Origin of the sequence: Actinotalea sp. C106 (assembly GCF_023630195.1) — a bacterium.
GTDB lineage: Bacteria > Actinomycetota > Actinomycetes > Actinomycetales > Cellulomonadaceae > Actinotalea.
On the sequence record NZ_JALPKN010000039.1, the window covers coordinates 1 to 17,284 of the forward strand.

Here is a 17,284-nt window from a genome sequence, read left to right on the forward strand (position 1 = left end):
CCCCGGGCTGCGCTCCCGCCGCGAGCCCCGCGACGAGGGCCGCGAGCTCGTCGTCGTCGGGGGCGCCGCGCACCACGCGCACGTCGGGGCTCACAGCGGGATGTTCCCGTGCTTCTTGGCGGGCAGGCTCGCTCGCTTGGTCCGCAGGGCGCGCAGGGCGCGCGAGATCTGCAGCCGGGTCTCGGAGGGGGCGATGACCGCGTCGACGTACCCGCGCTCGGCGGCGTCGTAGGGGTTGACGATCGCGTCCTCGTACTCCTGGGTGAGGCGGGCGCGCTCGGCGTCGACGTCCCCGCCCGCCTCCGCGACCTTCTTCAGGGCGCCGCGCTGCAAGATGTTGACCGCGCCGCCGGCGCCCATCACCGCGATCTGCGCGGTGGGCCACGCGAGGTTGACGTCGGCACCGAGCTGCTTGGACCCCATGACGATGTAGGCCCCGCCGTACGCCTTGCGGGTGATGACGGTGACCAGCGGGACGGTGGCCTCGGCGTAGGCGTAGATGAGCTTGGCCCCGCGCCGGATGATCCCGTTCCACTCCTGGTCCGTGCCCGGCAGGAACCCCGGGACGTCGACGAAGGTCAGCACCGGGATGTTGAAGGCGTCGCAGGTCCGGACGAAGCGCGCGGCCTTCTCGGCGGCGTTGATGTCGAGGGTCCCGGCCATGTGCAGGGGCTGGTTCGCGACCACGCCCACCGGGTGCCCCTCGACGTGCCCGAAGCCCACCAGGACGTTCTGCGCGTACAGGGGCTGCACCTCGAGCAGCTCGCCGTGGTCCAGCACGTGCTCGACGACGGCGCGCATGTCGTAGGGCTGGGAGTCCGCGTCGGGGACCGCCGTGTCGAGCTCGCGGTCGAGGTCGGTGACCTCGAGCTCGCCGTGCTCGTCCTCCCAGAGCGGGGGATCGGCGAGGTTGTTCGACGGGAGGTAGCCGACGAGGGCCTTGACGTAGTCGATCGCGTCGTCCTCGTCGGTGCCCAGGTAGTGCGCGACCCCCGAGGTCGCGTTGTGGGTGTGGCCGCCGCCCAGCTCCTCGAAGCCGACCTCCTCGCCGGTGACCGCGCGGATCACGTCGGGCCCGGTGATGAACATGTTCGAGGTGCCGTCAGCCATGACGATGAAGTCGGTCAGGGCCGGGGAGTAGACGGCCCCGCCAGCGCTCGGGCCGAGGATCAGGGAGATCTGCGGGATCACCCCGGAGGCCGCGACGTTGCGACGGAAGATCTCGGCGAACTGGGTGAGGGCCGCGACCCCTTCCTGGATGCGGGCGCCGCCGCCGTCGAGGATCCCGATCAGCGGGACCCCGGTGCGCAGCGCGAGATCCATCACCTTGGTGATCTTGTGGCCGTGCATCTCGCCGAGGGACCCGCCGAAGACGGTGAAGTCCTGGCTGTAGACGGCGACCTGCCGCCCGTCGATCGTGCCGTGACCCGTGACGACGCCGTCGCCGGGGACGCGTCGGGAGTCGAGGCCGAAGTTCGTCGAACGGTGCAGCACGAAGGCGTCCAGCTCCACGAAGCTGCCCTCGTCGAGCAGCGCGGCGATGCGTTCGCGGGCGGTCTTCTTGCCGCGGGGGTGCTGCTTGGCACGCGCGGCCTCCTCGTGCGCGTCGACGGCGGCGGCGGTCCGGGCCTCGAGGTCGGCGAGCTTGGCGGCGGTGCCGGAAGGGCCGGCCCCGGGCCTGCGGTCCGCGGGCGTGGCTGGGGTCTGTGCGTCGGTCACGTGGACGAGGGTAGTTGTCGGGTCCCGACATGCCGGGTGCGGCACCCGACCGTGTCGTGGCCCTGCGGTGCAGGGCATCCCACAACGCAGGCGGTCCGGAGGCGACGGCGGCCTGCGTGCTGGCTACCGTGGGCGGCATGAGCCCTCACCCCGAGCCAGGACCCGAGGGTCCAGACGGTACTGACGGCCCCGACGGCCCCGACGGCCCCGACGGCCCCGACGGCCCCGACGGAGCCCCCGGGCGTCCTCCCCTGGACCCGAGCACCGTCACCGAGATGCTGCTGGCCCTCGGGGCCGGGCGCGTCGAGGTGGTCGACCGGACGGCCTCGACCTCGGCGGACCTGGTGGCGGGGCTCGCTGCGCAGCCCCAGGCGTGGCCCGACCACGCGGTGCTCGTGGCCGACCACCAGGAGGCGGGCCGAGGCCGCTCCGGACGGACCTGGACCACGCCGCGGGCTGCGGCACTGACCTTCTCGATGGTGCTGCGGCCCGCCGGGCCGGTCGAGCGGTGGGGCTGGGTGCCCCTGCTGTCCGGCCTCGCGGTGGTCCAGGCGCTGCGCGAGGTCGGCGTCGTGGCGACCGTCAAGTGGCCCAACGACGTGCTGGTCGAGGAGCCGGGGCTGCCCCCCGAGGCAGGTTGGGGGGCTCGGCGCAAGGTCGCGGGGATCCTCAGCGAGCTGGTCACGACCCCGGCCGGCCCCGCGGTGGTCGTCGGGGTCGGCATCAACGTCGACCAGAGCCGCGACGAGCTCCCGGTGCCGAGCGCGTCCTCGGTGATGCTCGCCGGGGGCCGGGGCGTCGACCGGGCGCACCTGCTCGGCGCCGTCGTCGGGAAGCTCCTCGCGATCGACGCGCGGTGGCGCACGGGGGGGCACGAGCAGCTCTCGAGCGACTGCGCGGCCGTCTGCTCGACCCTGGGCGAGCCCGTCGTGGTCGACCTCCCGGGCGGGGAGAGCCTCGAGGGCACGGCGAGCGGGCTCGCTGGCGACGGGGCCCTCGAGGTGATCGACAGGGGTGGGCGGCGTCGGGTGGTGCTCGCGGGAGACGTGCACCACGTGCGCTCGCCGGGGTGAGCCGGCGGGGTGAACTAGCCTGGCGGCGTGAGTGACGCGGACCACATCGAGCACGCCCGGGGGGCGGGGCTCTCGTCGACGATCTCCGAGCTCGAGGACCGGCTGCTGGGCGGGCCGCGCACCCTGACCTTGACGGCCATGGCCGCGCGTGCGGGGACCAGCGTGGAGCAGGCGCGGCTCTTCTGGCACACCTTGGGGCTGCCGACGGGGGAGGCCGGGGCTGTCGCCTACACCGAGTCCGACGCCCAGGCCCTGCGCCAGCTCCACGAGGTCGCGGGGCGGTACGAGGTCTCTCCGCGCACGGCGGTGTCCCTGGTCCGGGCCATCGGGCACACCACCGACCGGCTCGTGCTGTGGCAGGTCGAGGCCCTGGTCGAGCAGCTCGCCGAGCGGCACGGCCTGGACGACGTGAGTGCCCGCCTGGCCCTGCTCGACAGGCTCGGCGACATCGTGCCCGTGCTCGAGGACCAGCTCATCCACGCCTGGCGTCGCCAGCTCGCGGCGATCGCCGGCCGGTTCGCGGCAGAGTTCGGCTCGGCCCGCGCCGAGGGGCCGGGGGAGGACGAGCTCCCGCTCGCGCGGGCGGTCGGTTTCGCGGACGTCGTGTCCTTCACCCGCCGCACGGCCGAGCTCGGGCCCCACGAGCTGGCCGAGTTCGTCCAGCAGTTCGAGGCGCGGGCGCGCGACGTCGTCACCGCGGCTGGGGGGCGGGTGGTCAAGACCATCGGCGACGCGGTGCTCTTCGTCGCCGACGACGCGGTGGCCGGGGCGCGGGTGGCTGTGGGTCTCGCCCACGCCTTCCGGGGCACGGAGTCCCCGGTGCGGGTCGGCATGGTGTGGGGGCGGGTGCTGTCCCGGTTCGGTGACGTGTTCGGCCCCTCGGTCAACCTCGCTGCCCGGCTGACCGACGAGGCGCAGCCGGGCACCGTCCTCCTCGACGAGGCGACGGCGGTGCTCCTCGCGGCCAGCCCTCGCTACACCCGCACGGTGCTCGAGGAGCGCGAGGTGCCGGGGCTGGGCGTGCTGCGACCCGTGCTCCTCGACGAGGCCTAGCGTGCGGGGCGCCGTCAGGCGACCTCGTCAGCCCGTCTCCTCGACGGGCACCAGGAGCTCGGGCCCGTCGGTGCCCACCTTGTTGACCGCGGTCGAGATCGCGGTCGGCAGCAGGGCAGGTGGCGTCCGGCCCAGGAGATCGACCGCCGCCTTCGGGTCCTGCTGATCCGGGGACAGCCACCCGTCCCACGCGCTGCGGGGCAGCACCACGGGCCGACGGTCGTGGATCGCGGCGAGGTCTCCCTCGGCGGCTGTCGTCACGATGGTCGTGGTGACGAGCCATCGGCCGGGGTCGTCGTCGGCCCGGGAGCGATCACGCCAGAACTCGTAGAGCCCCGCGAAGGCGATCGGCTCGTCCTGCGCGGGATGGATCCAGAACGGTTGCTTGGGCGTGCGGCGCGGTGTGCCCGCCGCGGGCTGCTGCCACTCGTAGTAGCCCTCGGCCGGCACCAGGCAGCGCCGCACCGCGAGGGCCTTGCGGAACGCGGGCTTGTCGACCAGGGACTCGCTGCGGGCGTTGATCATCCGGGCGCCGACCGAGGGGTCCTTGGCCCAGCCCGGGACCAGTCCCCACCTGGCCAGCCGCAGCGACCGTTCGCCCCCTGGAGGCGCGTCGCGTGGGTGGTCCGCCCCCGCGGCGTCCCCCGACTCCCGGCGGGGTGCGCGCTCGACCACGATCCGCACCGGGTCGGTCGGGGCGAGGTTCCAGGACGGGGGCAGCCCGGCGGCGTCCCCGGCGACCGCGCCCGGGGCGATCTCGAAGGTGTCGGCGAGGTCCTGGGCCTCGCGGAACGAGGCATAGCGTCCGCACATGGGTCCAGCATCCCGCGGGCCACCGACACGCGCGTGACGGACGCCGTGACGGGATTCACGTCGACGATCGAATCGATTTGATGGCAAGATGGAGCCGTGCGCCCCACGACCCCCCCGGCTACCCCTGCCGGGCCCTCCGACGCGTCGTCCACGACGGCCTCCCGCGGGCCCTCGACCGACCCCGAGGCCCCCGCGGCGCCCCCTCGTGACCGGACCGCGCTCTTCGTGCTGCTCGTCGGGTCGCTGACCCTCCTGCCGGCCGTCACGACCGACATGTACCTGCCCTCGCTGCCCGAGGTGGCCCGTGACCTGGGCACCTCGGAGGCCGGCGCCCAGTTCACGATCACCGGGATGCTCATCGGCGCGGCCCTCGGGCAGCTCCTGGTCGGGCCGTTCTCGGACCGGGTGGGGCGCCGCCGTCCGGTGCTCATCGGGGTGTCCCTGCACGTGGTGATCTCGCTGCTGTGCGTCGTCGTGAGCACGATCGAGCAGCTCGCCACCCTGCGGGTGCTCCAGGGCCTGGTCAGCGCGGGGGCGACAGTCGTGGCGATGGCCGTGGTGCGGGACCGGTACGCCGGGGCCGAGGCCGCGCGCATCATCTCGCGGCTGATGCTCGTCATCGCCGCGGCCCCGCTGCTCGCGCCCACCATCGGGAGCGTCATCGCGGACATCTGGGACTGGCGCGCCGTCTTCGTGGCCCTCGCCCTCTTCGCGGTGGTGCTGGTGGTCGTGGTCGCGCGGTTCCTGCCCGAGACCCTGCCCGTCGAGCGACGCATCGCCCACGGGCTGGGCGCCTCCCTGCGGGGCTACGCCGGGCTCCTGCGCGACAGGCGTTTCGTGGCCCTCGCGGTCATCCCGGGCCTGTCCATGGCCCTGATCATGAGCTACGTCGCGGGGTCGCCGTTCGTCCTCCAGAACGGGTACGGGCTCAACCCGCAGGAGTTCGCCCTCGTCTTCGGCATCGGGGGGACCTCCCTCGTCGCGGGCTCGCAGGTCAACGCGGCGCTCGTGCGGCGCATCGGTCCCCTCCGGCTGCTGCGGGCCGGGCTCCCGGCGGTCGTGGTCGCCGCGGCGGTCCTGGTCCCCGTGGCCGCGACCCGGACGGGCGGGGTCGCGGGCTTCGTGGCGGTCCTGTGGGTCACGACGGCGCTCCTGGGTTTCGTGATGGCCAACGCCTCGGCCCTCGCCCTGTCGCGCCACGGCGAGCGCGCGGGGACGGCCGCCGCCGTCATCGGGTTCCTGCAGGCCGGGCTTGCGGGGGTGGTGAGCCCCGTGGTCGGGCTCGTGGGTGGCGACGCGCTCGCGATGACCGGCGTGATGCTCGCGAGCGTCGTCCTCGCCCTCGTGATCCTCGCGGTCGGCACCCCGGCGTACCGGCGCGGTGGCTGGGTCGAGCTCGAGACGGCGGGCCAGGCCGAGCCGATCCCCGTGCACGGCTGAGCCGGCACGGCGAGTGCCTAGGGTGAGCCGATGAGCTCCCTCCCGGCAGGTCGATGGTCCGAGGTCGCCCGACGCGCAGGCCTGGTCGACGCCGCGGGCCAGGTGCGTCAGACCGTCTTCGCCGAGATGACCGACCTGGCCATCCGCACCGGCGCGATCAACCTCGGGCAGGGGTTTCCCGACGTCGACGGTCCGGCCCACGTCTCTCGCGCGGCGATCGCGGCCATCGAGGCCGGCCACAACCAGTACCCGCCGGGGGCCGGGATCCCCGCGCTGCGGGAGGCCGTCGCGGCACACGCGGCGCGCCACTACCGCCTGGACCTCGACCCCGAGACCGAGGTGCTCGTCACGACGGGGGCCACCGAGGGCATCGCCGCGGCCCTGCTCGGACTGCTCGAGCCCGGGGACGAGGTGCTCACCCTCGAGCCCTTCTACGACTCCTACGCCGCGGTGATCGCCCTCGCCGGGGCCGTGCACGTGCCGGTCGGCCTCGGGGCGGGGGAGGACGGGTTCGTGCTCGACGTCGAGGCGGTGCGTCGGGCGATCGGTCCCCGGACCCGCATGCTGCTCCTCAACTCCCCGCACAACCCGACCGGGACGGTCCTGAGCCGCGCGGAGCTCGAGGCCCTGGCCGGGGTGGCTCGTGACCACGACCTGCTGGTGGTCACCGACGAGGTGTACGAGCACCTCACCTACGACGGCGCCGTGCACGTGCCGATCTCGACCCTGCCCGGCATGGCCGGGCGCACCCTGCGGATCTCCTCGGCGGGCAAGACGTTGTCCTTCACCGGCTGGAAGGTCGGCTGGGTCACCGGCCCCGCCGAGCTCGTCACCGCCGTGCGCACGGTCAAGCAGTTCCTCACCTACACCAGCGGCGCCCCCTTCCAGCCCGCGATCGCCGCGGCCCTGCTCGACGCCGACGGTGAGACGGAGGCCTACGTGGCCGGGCTGGCTGCCTCCCTCGCGGTGCGCCGGGACCTGCTGTGCGAGGGCCTGGTCGCCGCCGGCTTCGACGTCGTGGTGCCGCAGGGCACCTACTTCGTGGTCGCCGACGCAGCACCGCTGGGGGAGGAGGACGGCGCCCGTCTCGCGCGTGAGCTCCCCGCGCGGGTCGGGGTCGCCGGGGTCCCGATCAGCGCCTTCTGCCAGGGCGGGTCGGCGACCTCGGCGGCCCTGGCCTCGCGGGTGCGGTTCACCTTCGTCAAGCGCGAGGCCGTGCTGTACGAGGCCGTCCGGCGTCTCGAGGGCCTGCGGCGAACGGGGTGAGCGGGACGCCCTGAGCACCCGGTGTGATCTTGATCCCCAGGTTTGTCCACCGGTGTGGATTTCGTCACAGATGTCCGTTTCGCCGGGCGTGGAGCCCGGTCCTGTGCTCAGGCGGAGGCCGCGGCGGGGCCCAGGCCGAGCATCGCCCCCAGTCGTTGCGCGTCGACCGGGGCACGCACCTTGGCGTCGTTGTCGAAGTACACCAGGACGTCGAGCCCGCGCTCGCTCCAGCCCCGCACCTTCTCGGCCCAGCGTGCCAGGGCCGCGTCGTCGTAGCCGCTGACGTAGAGCTCCTCGGCCCCGTGCAGGCGGACGTAGACCAGGTCGCTCGTGACCTCCTCGAGGGCCGGGAAGCGCCCCGCCGAGTCGGAGACCACGAGGCCGACGCCATGGGTGCGGAGCAGGTCCAGCGCGGCAGGGTCGGCGAAGCTCGGGTGGCGCACCTCGAGCACGTGCCGCAGGGGACGGTCCGCCTCGACGGTCGTCCACGACCTCCCCTCGAGACGGTCGTCATGGCCCCGCGCGAGCTCGGCCGCCGCGGCGGTCGTGCGGGGCAGGGAGCCGAGGAACCGGTCGAGCACGGCGGCGTCGAACCTCAGGGTGGGGGGCAGCTGCCACAGGAGGGGTCCCAGGGCGGGACCGAGGGCGAGCACTCCCGAGGCGAGGAAGTTCGCCAGGGCCTGGTCGGAGTCCTGGAGCCGGAGCATGTGGGTCAGGTACCGGCCGCCCTTGACCGAGAAGAGGAAGTCCGGGGGCACGGCCGCCCGCCACGCCTCGAAGCTGGTCGGCCGTTGCAGCGCGTAGAAGGTGCCGTTGACCTCGATGCTCGAGAGCAGCCTCGACGCGTGCTCGAGCTCGCGTCGCTGGGGCAGGCCAGGCGGGTAGAAGGTCCCGCGCCACGGGGCGTAGCGCCACCCCGAGATCCCGACCCTGACCTGCGTCATCTCCCGAGGCTAGGTCGCCTCCGCGCGGGCCGCACGGCCACCGGTCAGGGCCGAGGTCCGCGCTGCGGGGCGCTCGGGGTCACTACGGTGGTGCCGACGACCACAGGAGGCTGCCCGTGAACACCCCGATCGACGCGACGACCACCGACGCCTGGACGAGCCTGACCGGCCACCAGCAGGAGCTGGTGCCCGACCTGCGTGGCTGGTTCGCCACCGACCCGACGAGGGCCGAGAGGCTCACCCGGACCGTCGGCGACCTGCACGTGGACCTGTCGAAGAACCTCGTCACGGACGAGACCCTGCAGCTCCTGGTGGCGCTGGCCGACGAGGTCGGCCTCAAGGACCGGATCGAGGCCATGGTCCGCGGGGACCGGATCAACGTCACCGAGGACCGTGCCGTGCTCCACACGGCCCTGCGGCGACCGGCCGGCGCCGAGCCGCCCCTCGTGGTGGACGGGCAGGACGTCGACACCGACGTGCAGGCCGAGCTGACCAAGATGTACGCCTTCGCCGACGAGGTGCGCAGCGGTCGCTGGACCGGGATCACCGGCAAGCCGGTCCGCACGGTCGTGAACATCGGCATCGGCGGCTCCGACCTCGGGCCGGTCATGGCCTACGAGGCGCTGGCTCCGTACGTGCAGGACGGCCTCGAGGTGCGGTTCGTCTCGAACATCGACCCCTCCGACGTCGCCGAGACGGTCGCCGGCCTGGACCCCGAGACCACGCTGTTCATCGTCGCGTCGAAGACCTTCGGCACCCTCGAGACCCTCACCAACGCGCGTCTGGCCCGGGCCTGGCTCTGGGAGCAGCTCGCCGCGGCCGGCGTGATCGGTGACACCGACGAGGCGCGCACCCAGGCCGTCGCCCGGCACTTCGTCGCGGTCTCCACGGCCCTGGACAAGGTCGCGGCCTTCGGGATCGACCCCGCCAACGCCTTCGGGTTCTGGGACTGGGTCGGGGGCCGCTACTCCCTCGACTCGGCGATCGGCACCTCCCTCGCGATCGCCGTCGGCCCGGCGGCGTTCGGGGAGATGCTCGCGGGGTTCCACGCGGTCGACGAGCACCTCCGGACGGTGCCCTTCGACCAGAACGTCCCCGTCCTCATGGGCCTGCTCAACGTCTGGTACGTGAACTTCCTCGGCGCCCACACCCACGCGGTGCTGCCCTACGCCCAGCACCTGCACCGGTTCCCGGCGTACCTGCAGCAGCTGACCATGGAGTCCAACGGCAAGTCGGTGCGCTGGGACGGCAGCCCGGTCACCACGCAGACCGGGGAGATCTTCTGGGGCGAGCCCGGCACCAACGGCCAGCACGCCTTCTACCAGCTCATCCACCAGGGGACCCGGCTGATCCCGGCGGACTTCATCGCGGTGGCGACCCCGGCCCACCCGCTGCGTGACGCCGCCGCGGGGGACGTCGACGTGCACGAGCTCTTCCTCGCGAACTTCTTCGCGCAGACCAAGGCCCTGGCCTTCGGCAAGACCGCCGAGGAGGTCCGCGCCGAGGGCACCGCCGAGGACGTCGTGCCGGCCCGCGTGTTCAGCGGCAACCGTCCGACCACGTCGATCCTCGCGCCGGCCCTCACCCCGGGCGTGCTGGGGCAGCTCATCGCCCTCTACGAGCACATCACCTTCGTGCAGGGCGTGGTGTGGGGCATCGACTCCTTCGACCAGTGGGGGGTCGAGCTCGGCAAGAAGCTCGCGCTGGAGATCGCTCCGGCGGTCGCGGGGGACCGGGCGGCCGTCGCGGAGCAGGACCCGTCGACCCGCGGTCTGATCGAGTACTACCTGGCTCGTCGGGTGCGCTGACCGACCGCTCGAGGGGCCGGACGGCGGCCCGGTCCGTACGGTGAGCAGATGACTCCTTCTGGTCCTCGTCCTCACCTCTGGCAGGACGGTCTCGGGCGGCTCGCGGTGCGCAGCGCCCAGCTGCTGCTCGTGCTCGCGCTCGTGGCTGCGCTCGTCACCGGGCTGCGTGAGATCACCCTGGTGGTGATCCCGGTGCTCATCGCCGCGATCATCGCCGCCGCGGTGAGTCCCGTCGTGCGCTTCCTGCGTCGCCGTGGCATCCCGAGCGGCATCGCCACCTGGCTCTCGATGCTGCTGGGGGCGGGCGGCTTCGCGCTGGTCGTCTGGTTCATCGTGCGTGCGGTCCGGGCCGAGTGGGACGAGCTCGTCGAGGCGGCCCAGGAGGGGGTCGACGAGCTCCAGACGTTCCTCACGGAGGGACCCCTGGAGATCGACGAGGAGCAGATCTCGGATCTGCGGGGTCAGGTGACCGAGCTGCTCGGCAGCGGCACGGTCCAGGACGGCGCCCTCGCCGGGGCGAGCGCCGCGGTCGACGTCGCGATCGGCACGGTCCTGGCGATCGTGGTGCTGTTCTTCCTGCTGCGTGACGCCCGGCGCATCTGGGAGTTCTTCCTCCAGCCGCTGGGCAGCACGGCGACGCACCGCGCCCGGCGCATGGGTGACGCCGCGGTCGACGTCCTGGGCGGGTACGTCCGGGGGACGGCGATCGTGGCCTTCGTCGACGCCATGGTGATCGGCATCGCCCTGGTGGTGCTCGGTATCCCGCTGGCCCTGCCTCTGGCGACGATCGTCTTCATCGGAGCGTTCATCCCGTTGCTCGGGGCGACCGTGGCGGGAACTCTGGCCGCGCTCGTGGCCCTGGTCTCCGACGGTCCGGGGACGGCGCTGATCGTGGTCGCCGTGGTGATCGCGGTGAACCAGCTCGAGGGCAACCTGCTCGAGCCGGTCGTGCTGGCGCGCACCCTGTCGCTCCACCCGCTCGCCGTCCTGCTCGCCCTGACGGTCGGGACCGTGCTGGCCGGGATCGTCGGGGCGCTGCTCTCGGTACCGATGGCCGCGGTCGCCTGGGCTGCCGTCAAGGCCTGGAGCGCCGACGACGAGCCCGACGACGGGGAGGAGGGCCCGGCTGACCCCCAGGTCGACGGTGAGGCCGCGGCCGAGGGGCCCGCCCCGGTCAGCGGCCGCTGAAGCGCTCGGCCCGCTCGACGACGCGCCCGCGGGCGGCCTCGGCGTCCCAGGTGTAGACCGTGACCCCCTCGACGAGGACGTGCTCGACCCGCGAGTGCACGTCGAGCGGGTCGGCGGACCACAGCACGACGTCCCCGTCCCGACCGGGCTCGAGGGCCCCGACCCGTGCCTCGAGGCCCATGAAGGCCGCAGGGTTGGTGGTGAGGGCCTCGAGGGCCGTGGTGCGCGGGAGGCCGTCCTTGACCGCCATCGTCGCCTGGTGCACGAGGTAGTTGATGGGAACCACGGGGTGGTCGGTGGTGATCGCGACCCGGACCCCCGCAGCGGCCATCGCGGCCAGGTTGGTCATCGCGCGGTCGCGCAGCTCGGGCTTGGAGCGTGAGGTGAACATCGGCCCGTAGATCACCGGGACGTCGCGCTCGGCGAGCACGTCGGCGAGCTTGTGGCCCTCGGTGCCGTGGTTCAGCACGAGGCGGTAGCCGAACTCCTCGGCCAGCCGCAGGGCCGTGGCGATGTCGTCGTGGCGGTGGCAGTGCTGGTCCCACGCGAGCTCGCCGTCCAGGACCCGGGCGAGGGCCTCGAGGCCCAGGTCCCGGGCGAAGGGCTCGTCCTTGGCCGCGGCCGCGTCACGGGCGGCCCGGTAGTGCTGGGCCTCGACGAAGGCGTCGCGGATGACCTTGGCGGCGCCGAGGCGGGTCGAGGGCAGCTGCTTCTTGTCGCCGTAGACCCGCTTGGGGTTCTCCCCGAGGGCGGACTTGATGCTCACGGCCTCGCTGATCACCTGCTCGTCGACCGTGCGCCCGCCCCAGGTCTTGATCGCGACGGTCTGCCCACCGATCGGGTTGCCCGAGCCGGGCTTGACCACGACCGTGGTGATGCCGCCGGAGAGCGCGTCCCGGAACCCCTCGTCGTCGACGTTGATGCCGTCCAGGGCGCGCACCCCGGCCATGTCCGGGCCGGTCATCTCGTTGACGTCGTCCCCCTCGCGGCCCTCGCCCTCCTCGGCGACGCCGACGTGGCCGTGGGCCTCGACCAGCCCGGGCAGGACCCAGCGGCCGGTGGCGTCGACCACCCGGGCGCCGGCGGGGACCTCGACGTCGTGCCCGACGGCGGTGATGCGGCCGTCGACCAGCAGGACGGTGCCGCCGTCGAGCGGCGCGGAGGTGATCGGGACGACGTAGCCGCCGGTGACGGCGACGACGGAGGAGGGGTTCGGCTGAGTCATCCCAGCACCGTACGCGCCTAGGCTGGGCGGGTGGCAGCAGGCATCGAGGGCGGCGGGCGCGTCCGCGTGGACGCGTGGACGTGGGGGGTGCGTGTGTTCAAGACGCGGTCGGCGGCAGCCACGGCGTGCCGGGCCGGTCACGTCAAGGTCAACGGCGAGCGTGCCAAGCCGGCCACCCACGTGGTGGTGGGGGACGAGGTGCGGGTGCGGCGTGACGGGGTCGAACGGATCCTCGTGGTGCGCCGGCTGCTGACCAAGCGGGCCTCGGCGACGGTCGCGGCCGAGGCGTGCACAGACCTCACACCGCCGCCGCCGCCGCGCGAGCACGTCGCGGTGGCCGCCCAGCGCGACCGTGGAGCCGGGCGTCCTACCAAGCGCGAGCGGCGTGAGATCGACAGGCTCCGTGGCCGGTGACCCACCCGCCCGTGCACTTGCCCCGGACCCCTCGGAGGTCACAGAGTGGACTGGCTCGTCCCGGGCGCGGAGGAACTGGGAGGTTCGTCGTCCTACAGACGGACCGAGAACTGCCGATATGTTTCTGCAAGTTGCAGGAGTAACCTCCAGCACCACAGCAGCGTCGCTGATACCGACCGCAGCGGCTCCCGGGCCCCCGACCGAAGATGCAGGCATGGACACCACTGTGACCCTCCCCGAGATCGTCCCAGCGTCCTACGTGGACGCGCACGAGGTCGTGCAGGAGCTCGACCCGAGCACCCGCGAGGCCGTGATGGCCGTGATCGCCGACGGCGGTCACCCCACCCCACCTCTGGTGTGCCACCCCGGCGAGGTCCTCGAGGGGGTCGAGGGCAGCCTGCTGACCCTCGAGGGCGAGGAGGTCGGTGAGATCGGCGCCGTCGGGCCCGAGGCGGGCTACTACCGGCTCCGGGGTCCCGACGGCTCGACCCGCTTCGTCGTCAGCGCCCCGGAGCGCTTCTCCCAGCCCGAGCGGGGCTGGGGCTGGGCGGTCCAGCTCTACGCGGCGCGGTCCCGTGACTCGTGGGGCATCGGCGACTTCGGCGACCTCGCGACCATCGCCCGGTCGGCCGCGCACGCGGGTGCCGGGTCCGTCCTCATCTCGCCCGTGCACGCGGCCGCGCCCGTGCCCGCCCAGCAGTCCTCGCCCTACTCGCCGGCCTCGCGGCAGTGGCTTCAGCTGCTGCACATCGCGATCGACGACGTGCCCGGTGCGGCCGAGGTCGACCTCGCGGACCTCGCCAAGCGGGGGCGGGCCCTCAACGCCGAGCGCCGGATCTACCGCGACTCGGTCTGGGAGCTCAAGCGATCGGCCCTCCAGCGGATCTGGGACGCGACCAAGGACCGCCTGCCGGTCGAGCACGACGTCTTCGTCGGTGCCGGGGGCAGCGACCTGCACCTGTTCTCGGTCTGGTGCGTGCTCGCCGAGAAGTTCGGCACCGCGCACTGGCGGGGGTGGCCCGAGCAGTACCGCACCCCTGCCGGGGCCGAGGCCTTCGCGGCCGAGCACGCCGACCGCGTCGCCTTCTACAGCTGGGCCCAGTGGGTCGCGGACGTCCAGCTCGCCGCCGCCTGCACCGCGGGGGCGACGATCGTCGCGGACATCGCCGTGGGCTTCGACTCCTCCTCGGCGGACGCCTGGGTGCACCAGAGCCTGGTCTCCTTCGACTACGAGGTGGGGTGCCCGCCCGACCGGCACAACCTCGACGGTCAGAAGTGGGGTCTCCCGGCGATCAACCCCGCGGCCCTCGTCGCCGCGGACTTCGACCTCTTCATCGGGATGGTCCGGTCGGCGCTGCGGCACGCCGGTGCGCTGCGCATCGACCACGTGATGCAGCTGTGGCGCCTGTACTGGGTGCCCCTGGGCGGGCACCCCGCCGGTGGGGCCTACGTGCACTACCCGACCGATGCGCTCCTGGCGATCCTGCGCCTCGAGGCCGCGCGGACCGGGGCCTGGGTGGTCGGCGAGGACATGGGCACCGTCGCGGCCGGGGTCCGGGAGTCCATGGCCACCGACGGCATGCTCGGCTACCGGGCCGCCCTGCGGCTCCCCGTGGACCAGTTCCCCGAGGGCGTGATGGGCGCGTCGTCGACCCACGACCAGGCGACCGTCGCGGGGACGCTCACCGGCTCGGACATGGAGGACCTGCGGCGCATCGGGAAGTCGGCCAACTTCGAGCAGCTCGAGGGCGTGCGTCGCGAGCTCGCGGCCGCCGCGGGGGTGGACCCGGATGCACCGATCGGACCCGCCGAGGTCGAGAAGGCTGTCCTCGCCCAGTACACGCGGCTGTCCGCGTGCAAGGCCCGTGTGGTGCTGGCCTCCCTGGACGACGCCGGCGCGGTGGCAGAGCGCCCCAACATGCCGGGCACGGTCACCGAGTGGCCCAACTGGTGCCTGAGCCTGCCTCGACCGGTCGAGGACATCCTCACCGAGCCCCTCGCGGTGCACCTCGCCGAGGTCATGGACGCACGCCGGCACTGACGGCGCTGACGGCACTGACGGCCCGCGGGTCGGCTGCCGAGCAGGTTCAGGCGCTGCCGAGCAGGTCCAGGAGCTGGGCCAGCAGCGGGCCCGCGGTGGTCGAGCCGTAGTCGCCGTCCTCGACGAAGATGGCGACGGCGAGGTCTCCCTGGGCGGCCACCATCCACGCGTGGTTGCCGCCCTCCTCGCCGCTGCCGAACTGCGCCGTGCCGGTCTTGGCGATGACGGGCTCGCCCGGCACTTCGCTCAGGAAGGTCGCTCCACCCTCGGTGACGACCCCGCGGAGCAGCTCGCCCAGCTGCTCGGCCTCCTGCGCCGTCACGGCCTCGGCCTCGCCGGCGACGGGCTGCTCGGGGCCCACGAGCCACGGGGCGACGGCGTCGCCGCGCACCACCGAGGCCATCATGGTGGCGGCCGCGAGGGGGGAGAGCTGGATCCGACCCTGCCCGATCATCGAGGCGGCGTGGTCGGTGCCGGTCAGGTCCTGCGGGACCGATCCGAGGAAGGCCGGGTACCCGAGCTCGGGCTCACCGCCCAGCCCCAGGCTCGCAGCGGCCTCGGCCAGGGCCGCGTCCGGGACGAGGTCCCGCTCGCCGATGAAGGCCGTGTTGCACGACTGCGCGACCGCGGTGCTCAACGGCACCTCACCCGTGGCCTCGGCCGGGTAGCCCGGGAAGTTGGTGAAGCTGCGTCCCTCGACCTCGATGGCCGTCGGGCAGCTCATGGTCGTGCTCGGCTCGACCCCCTCGCGCAGCAGGGCCAGCGCGCTGACCACCTTGAAGATCGAGCCCGGGGCGTAGGTGCCCAGGGTCGCGGTCGAGTAGCCCTCGCTGCCGGGACCGCTCGCGGCCGCGAGAACCGCCCCGGTCGAGGGCTGCACCACGACCGCCGCGCTCGCCGAGGGCACGCCGCTGAGGACGGCTTCGGCGTCGGTCTGCACGGCTGGGTCCAGGGTGGTCAGCAGCGGCTCGCCCGCGACGGGTTCGCGCTCGTAGAGCAGGCGCTCGACACCGCGCTCCTCGGCGACCGCGCGGACGGTGAGCCCCGGCGCCCCCCGGAGCTGGGCGTCGTACTGGCGCTGCAGGCCCGAGAGGCCCGTCATGTCGCCGGCGGAGATCTCGCCGTCGGACCCCTCGACGATCTCGGCTGTCGCGGGGCCCGCGGTGCCGAGCAGGGCGCGGGCGAAGGTCCGGGACGGGGCCAGCGGCAGCGAGTCCCCGACCGCGTTGGACCCGGTGAGCAGCTGGAAGGCGCTGACGTCGACCCCGGGGTCCTCCTCGCGGACCACCAGGGCCTCGACGAAGGCGCGCTCCCCGGCCGCGGTCGCGCGCTCGGCGAAGGCCTCGGGGTCGAGCTCGAGGAAGCTCGCGATCTCGCGTGCCGCGTCGGCGACCCCCGCGGCGTCGACGCGGGTCTTGTCCAGGCCGAGGCGCAGCACCGGGCGGTCCTCGACGAGCACGGCCCCGTCGGCGCCCAGCACGTCGGCCCGCTCGGCCGCGGTCCGGCTCAGCGTGAGGACCTCGTCCTCCCGCAGGTCAGGGGCCAGCAGGGCTGGCTCCCACGTGGCCTGCCACACGTCCTCGACGAGGGTGAGGTCCGCGGTGGTGCTCGCCGTCCAGTCCTCGGGGGAGTCGTCCAGGTCCCAGGTGAGGTCCAGCGTCGCGGTCGCGAGGGACGGGTCCTCGGGGTCGACCGTCACCTCGCTGGCCGCGACCGCGGGCAGCACGCCCAGCCCCTCGGCCACGGCCTCGATCTGGGCCTCGGCCACGGCCGGGTCGGTGTCACCGAGGGGGACGTCGGTCAGGTCCCCCTGGGAGATGCCCGCGGCGAGGGCCTCGGCCGTCTCGTCGGGCGCCGGCGGCTCGGCGGTGCAGCCCACCAGGCCCGCGCCCACGAGGACGGTGAGAGTGCCGACGGCGGCAGCGCGCACGGACGGATGGTTCCCCCTGCTGATCTTCATGGGTTCACCCTGCCGTATCGCGCCCCTCTGGCGTCGGAGGTCGAGTCCTTCGTGGACAATGATCCGGAGGCTCTACCGAGGAGCCAGGGTGAGGTGGCACGTGCACGGCTCCGACGACGCCTCCCTCGGCACAGACCACGACGCCGGCCTGGCGCCGACCGCGGAGGCGATCGCGGTGCACGTCGCCCTGGCCGCCGAGCTCCTCGACGCCCACGGCGCTGCGGTCCATCTCACCCCGACGGCTCGCCGCCTGGTCGGTCGACCCGAGGTGTCCCGGGGGGCGCGGTCCCTCGAGCTGACCGCGCTGCTCGAGCGGGCGACGCAAGGGCACGGAGCCGCC

General features: G+C 73.7%; 15 protein-coding genes. 9 read left to right on the plus strand and 6 right to left on the minus strand.

What is annotated here, in order from left to right:
- A partial coding sequence (locus L0B03_RS19205) for an acyl-CoA carboxylase epsilon subunit (RefSeq protein WP_308199998.1) occupies nt 1-94 on the minus strand: 94 nt, incomplete at its 3' end.
- Nucleotides 91-1,719: an acyl-CoA carboxylase subunit beta gene (locus tag L0B03_RS04625; RefSeq protein WP_250444463.1), complete on the minus strand. Its 1,629-nt coding sequence runs from the start codon at nt 1,717-1,719 to the stop codon at nt 91-93. The genes L0B03_RS19205 and L0B03_RS04625, both read right to left, overlap by 4 nt.
- A 137-nt stretch (nt 1,720-1,856) precedes the next feature.
- Here L0B03_RS04625 and L0B03_RS04630 point away from each other — a divergent pair, with 137 nt between their 5' ends.
- A complete protein-coding gene (locus L0B03_RS04630) occupies nt 1,857-2,792 on the plus strand; it encodes a biotin--[acetyl-CoA-carboxylase] ligase (RefSeq protein ID WP_250444464.1) in 936 nt (311 codons plus the stop codon).
- 27 nt (nt 2,793-2,819) lie between these two features.
- On the plus strand, nt 2,820-3,845 hold the full coding sequence (locus L0B03_RS04635) for an adenylate/guanylate cyclase domain-containing protein (protein ID WP_250444465.1): 1,026 nt from the start codon (nt 2,820-2,822) through the stop codon (nt 3,843-3,845).
- 27 nt (nt 3,846-3,872) lie between these two features.
- On the opposite strand, the gene L0B03_RS04640 is transcribed toward L0B03_RS04635, so the two are convergent.
- Nucleotides 3,873-4,658, minus strand: a complete 786-nt coding sequence (locus L0B03_RS04640; protein WP_250444466.1) for an SOS response-associated peptidase — start codon at nt 4,656-4,658, stop codon at nt 3,873-3,875.
- Between the two features lie 96 nt (nt 4,659-4,754).
- On the opposite strand from L0B03_RS04640, the gene L0B03_RS04645 reads away from it, so the two are divergent.
- Both L0B03_RS04645 and L0B03_RS04650 read left to right on the plus strand, forming a co-directional pair.
- Entirely contained in the window at nt 4,755-6,098 is a 1,344-nt protein-coding gene (locus L0B03_RS04645; protein WP_250444467.1) for a multidrug effflux MFS transporter, read from the plus strand.
- A gap of 30 nt (nt 6,099-6,128) precedes the next feature.
- Nucleotides 6,129-7,364, plus strand: coding sequence for a pyridoxal phosphate-dependent aminotransferase (locus tag L0B03_RS04650; RefSeq protein WP_250444468.1), 1,236 nt, complete (start codon nt 6,129-6,131; stop codon nt 7,362-7,364).
- 107 nt (nt 7,365-7,471) lie between these two features.
- Here L0B03_RS04650 and L0B03_RS04655 read toward each other — a convergent pair whose 3' ends face one another.
- Nucleotides 7,472-8,308 carry a DUF72 domain-containing protein gene (locus L0B03_RS04655; protein ID WP_250444469.1) on the minus strand — a complete coding sequence of 279 codons (837 nt, stop codon included), beginning with the start codon at nt 8,306-8,308 and terminating at the stop codon, nt 7,472-7,474.
- 110 nt (nt 8,309-8,418) lie between these two features.
- Here L0B03_RS04655 and pgi point away from each other — a divergent pair, with 110 nt between their 5' ends.
- On the plus strand, nt 8,419-10,116 hold the full coding sequence (pgi, locus tag L0B03_RS04660; RefSeq protein WP_284501371.1) for a glucose-6-phosphate isomerase: 1,698 nt from the start codon (nt 8,419-8,421) through the stop codon (nt 10,114-10,116).
- 48 nt (nt 10,117-10,164) lie between these two features.
- Nucleotides 10,165-11,304, plus strand: a complete 1,140-nt coding sequence (locus L0B03_RS04665; protein ID WP_250444471.1) for an AI-2E family transporter — start codon at nt 10,165-10,167, stop codon at nt 11,302-11,304.
- Here the strand turns inward: L0B03_RS04665 and L0B03_RS04670 are convergent.
- Complete coding sequence (locus L0B03_RS04670) at nt 11,291-12,529, minus strand: amidohydrolase (RefSeq protein WP_250444472.1); 1,239 nt, start codon at nt 12,527-12,529, stop codon at nt 11,291-11,293. The genes L0B03_RS04665 and L0B03_RS04670 overlap by 14 nt on opposite strands.
- A 30-nt stretch (nt 12,530-12,559) precedes the next feature.
- Here L0B03_RS04670 and L0B03_RS04675 point away from each other — a divergent pair, with 30 nt between their 5' ends.
- Together L0B03_RS04675 and malQ are read left to right on the plus strand one after the other, a co-directional pair.
- Nucleotides 12,560-12,943, plus strand: coding sequence for an RNA-binding S4 domain-containing protein (locus L0B03_RS04675; protein ID WP_250444473.1), 384 nt, complete (start codon nt 12,560-12,562; stop codon nt 12,941-12,943).
- 214 nt (nt 12,944-13,157) lie between these two features.
- Nucleotides 13,158-14,984 (plus strand): 4-alpha-glucanotransferase, encoded by a 1,827-nt coding sequence (gene malQ, locus L0B03_RS04680; protein ID WP_250444474.1) that lies wholly within the window; start codon nt 13,158-13,160, stop codon nt 14,982-14,984.
- 46 nt (nt 14,985-15,030) lie between these two features.
- On the opposite strand, the gene L0B03_RS04685 is transcribed toward malQ, so the two are convergent.
- Nucleotides 15,031-16,944 (minus strand): penicillin-binding transpeptidase domain-containing protein, encoded by a 1,914-nt coding sequence (locus L0B03_RS04685; protein WP_250444475.1) that lies wholly within the window; start codon nt 16,942-16,944, stop codon nt 15,031-15,033.
- An 88-nt stretch (nt 16,945-17,032) separates the two neighbouring features.
- Between L0B03_RS04685 and L0B03_RS04690 the strand changes: the two genes are divergently transcribed.
- Nucleotides 17,033-17,284: hypothetical protein (locus L0B03_RS04690; protein WP_250444476.1), on the plus strand; the 252-nt coding region annotated here is incomplete at its 3' end.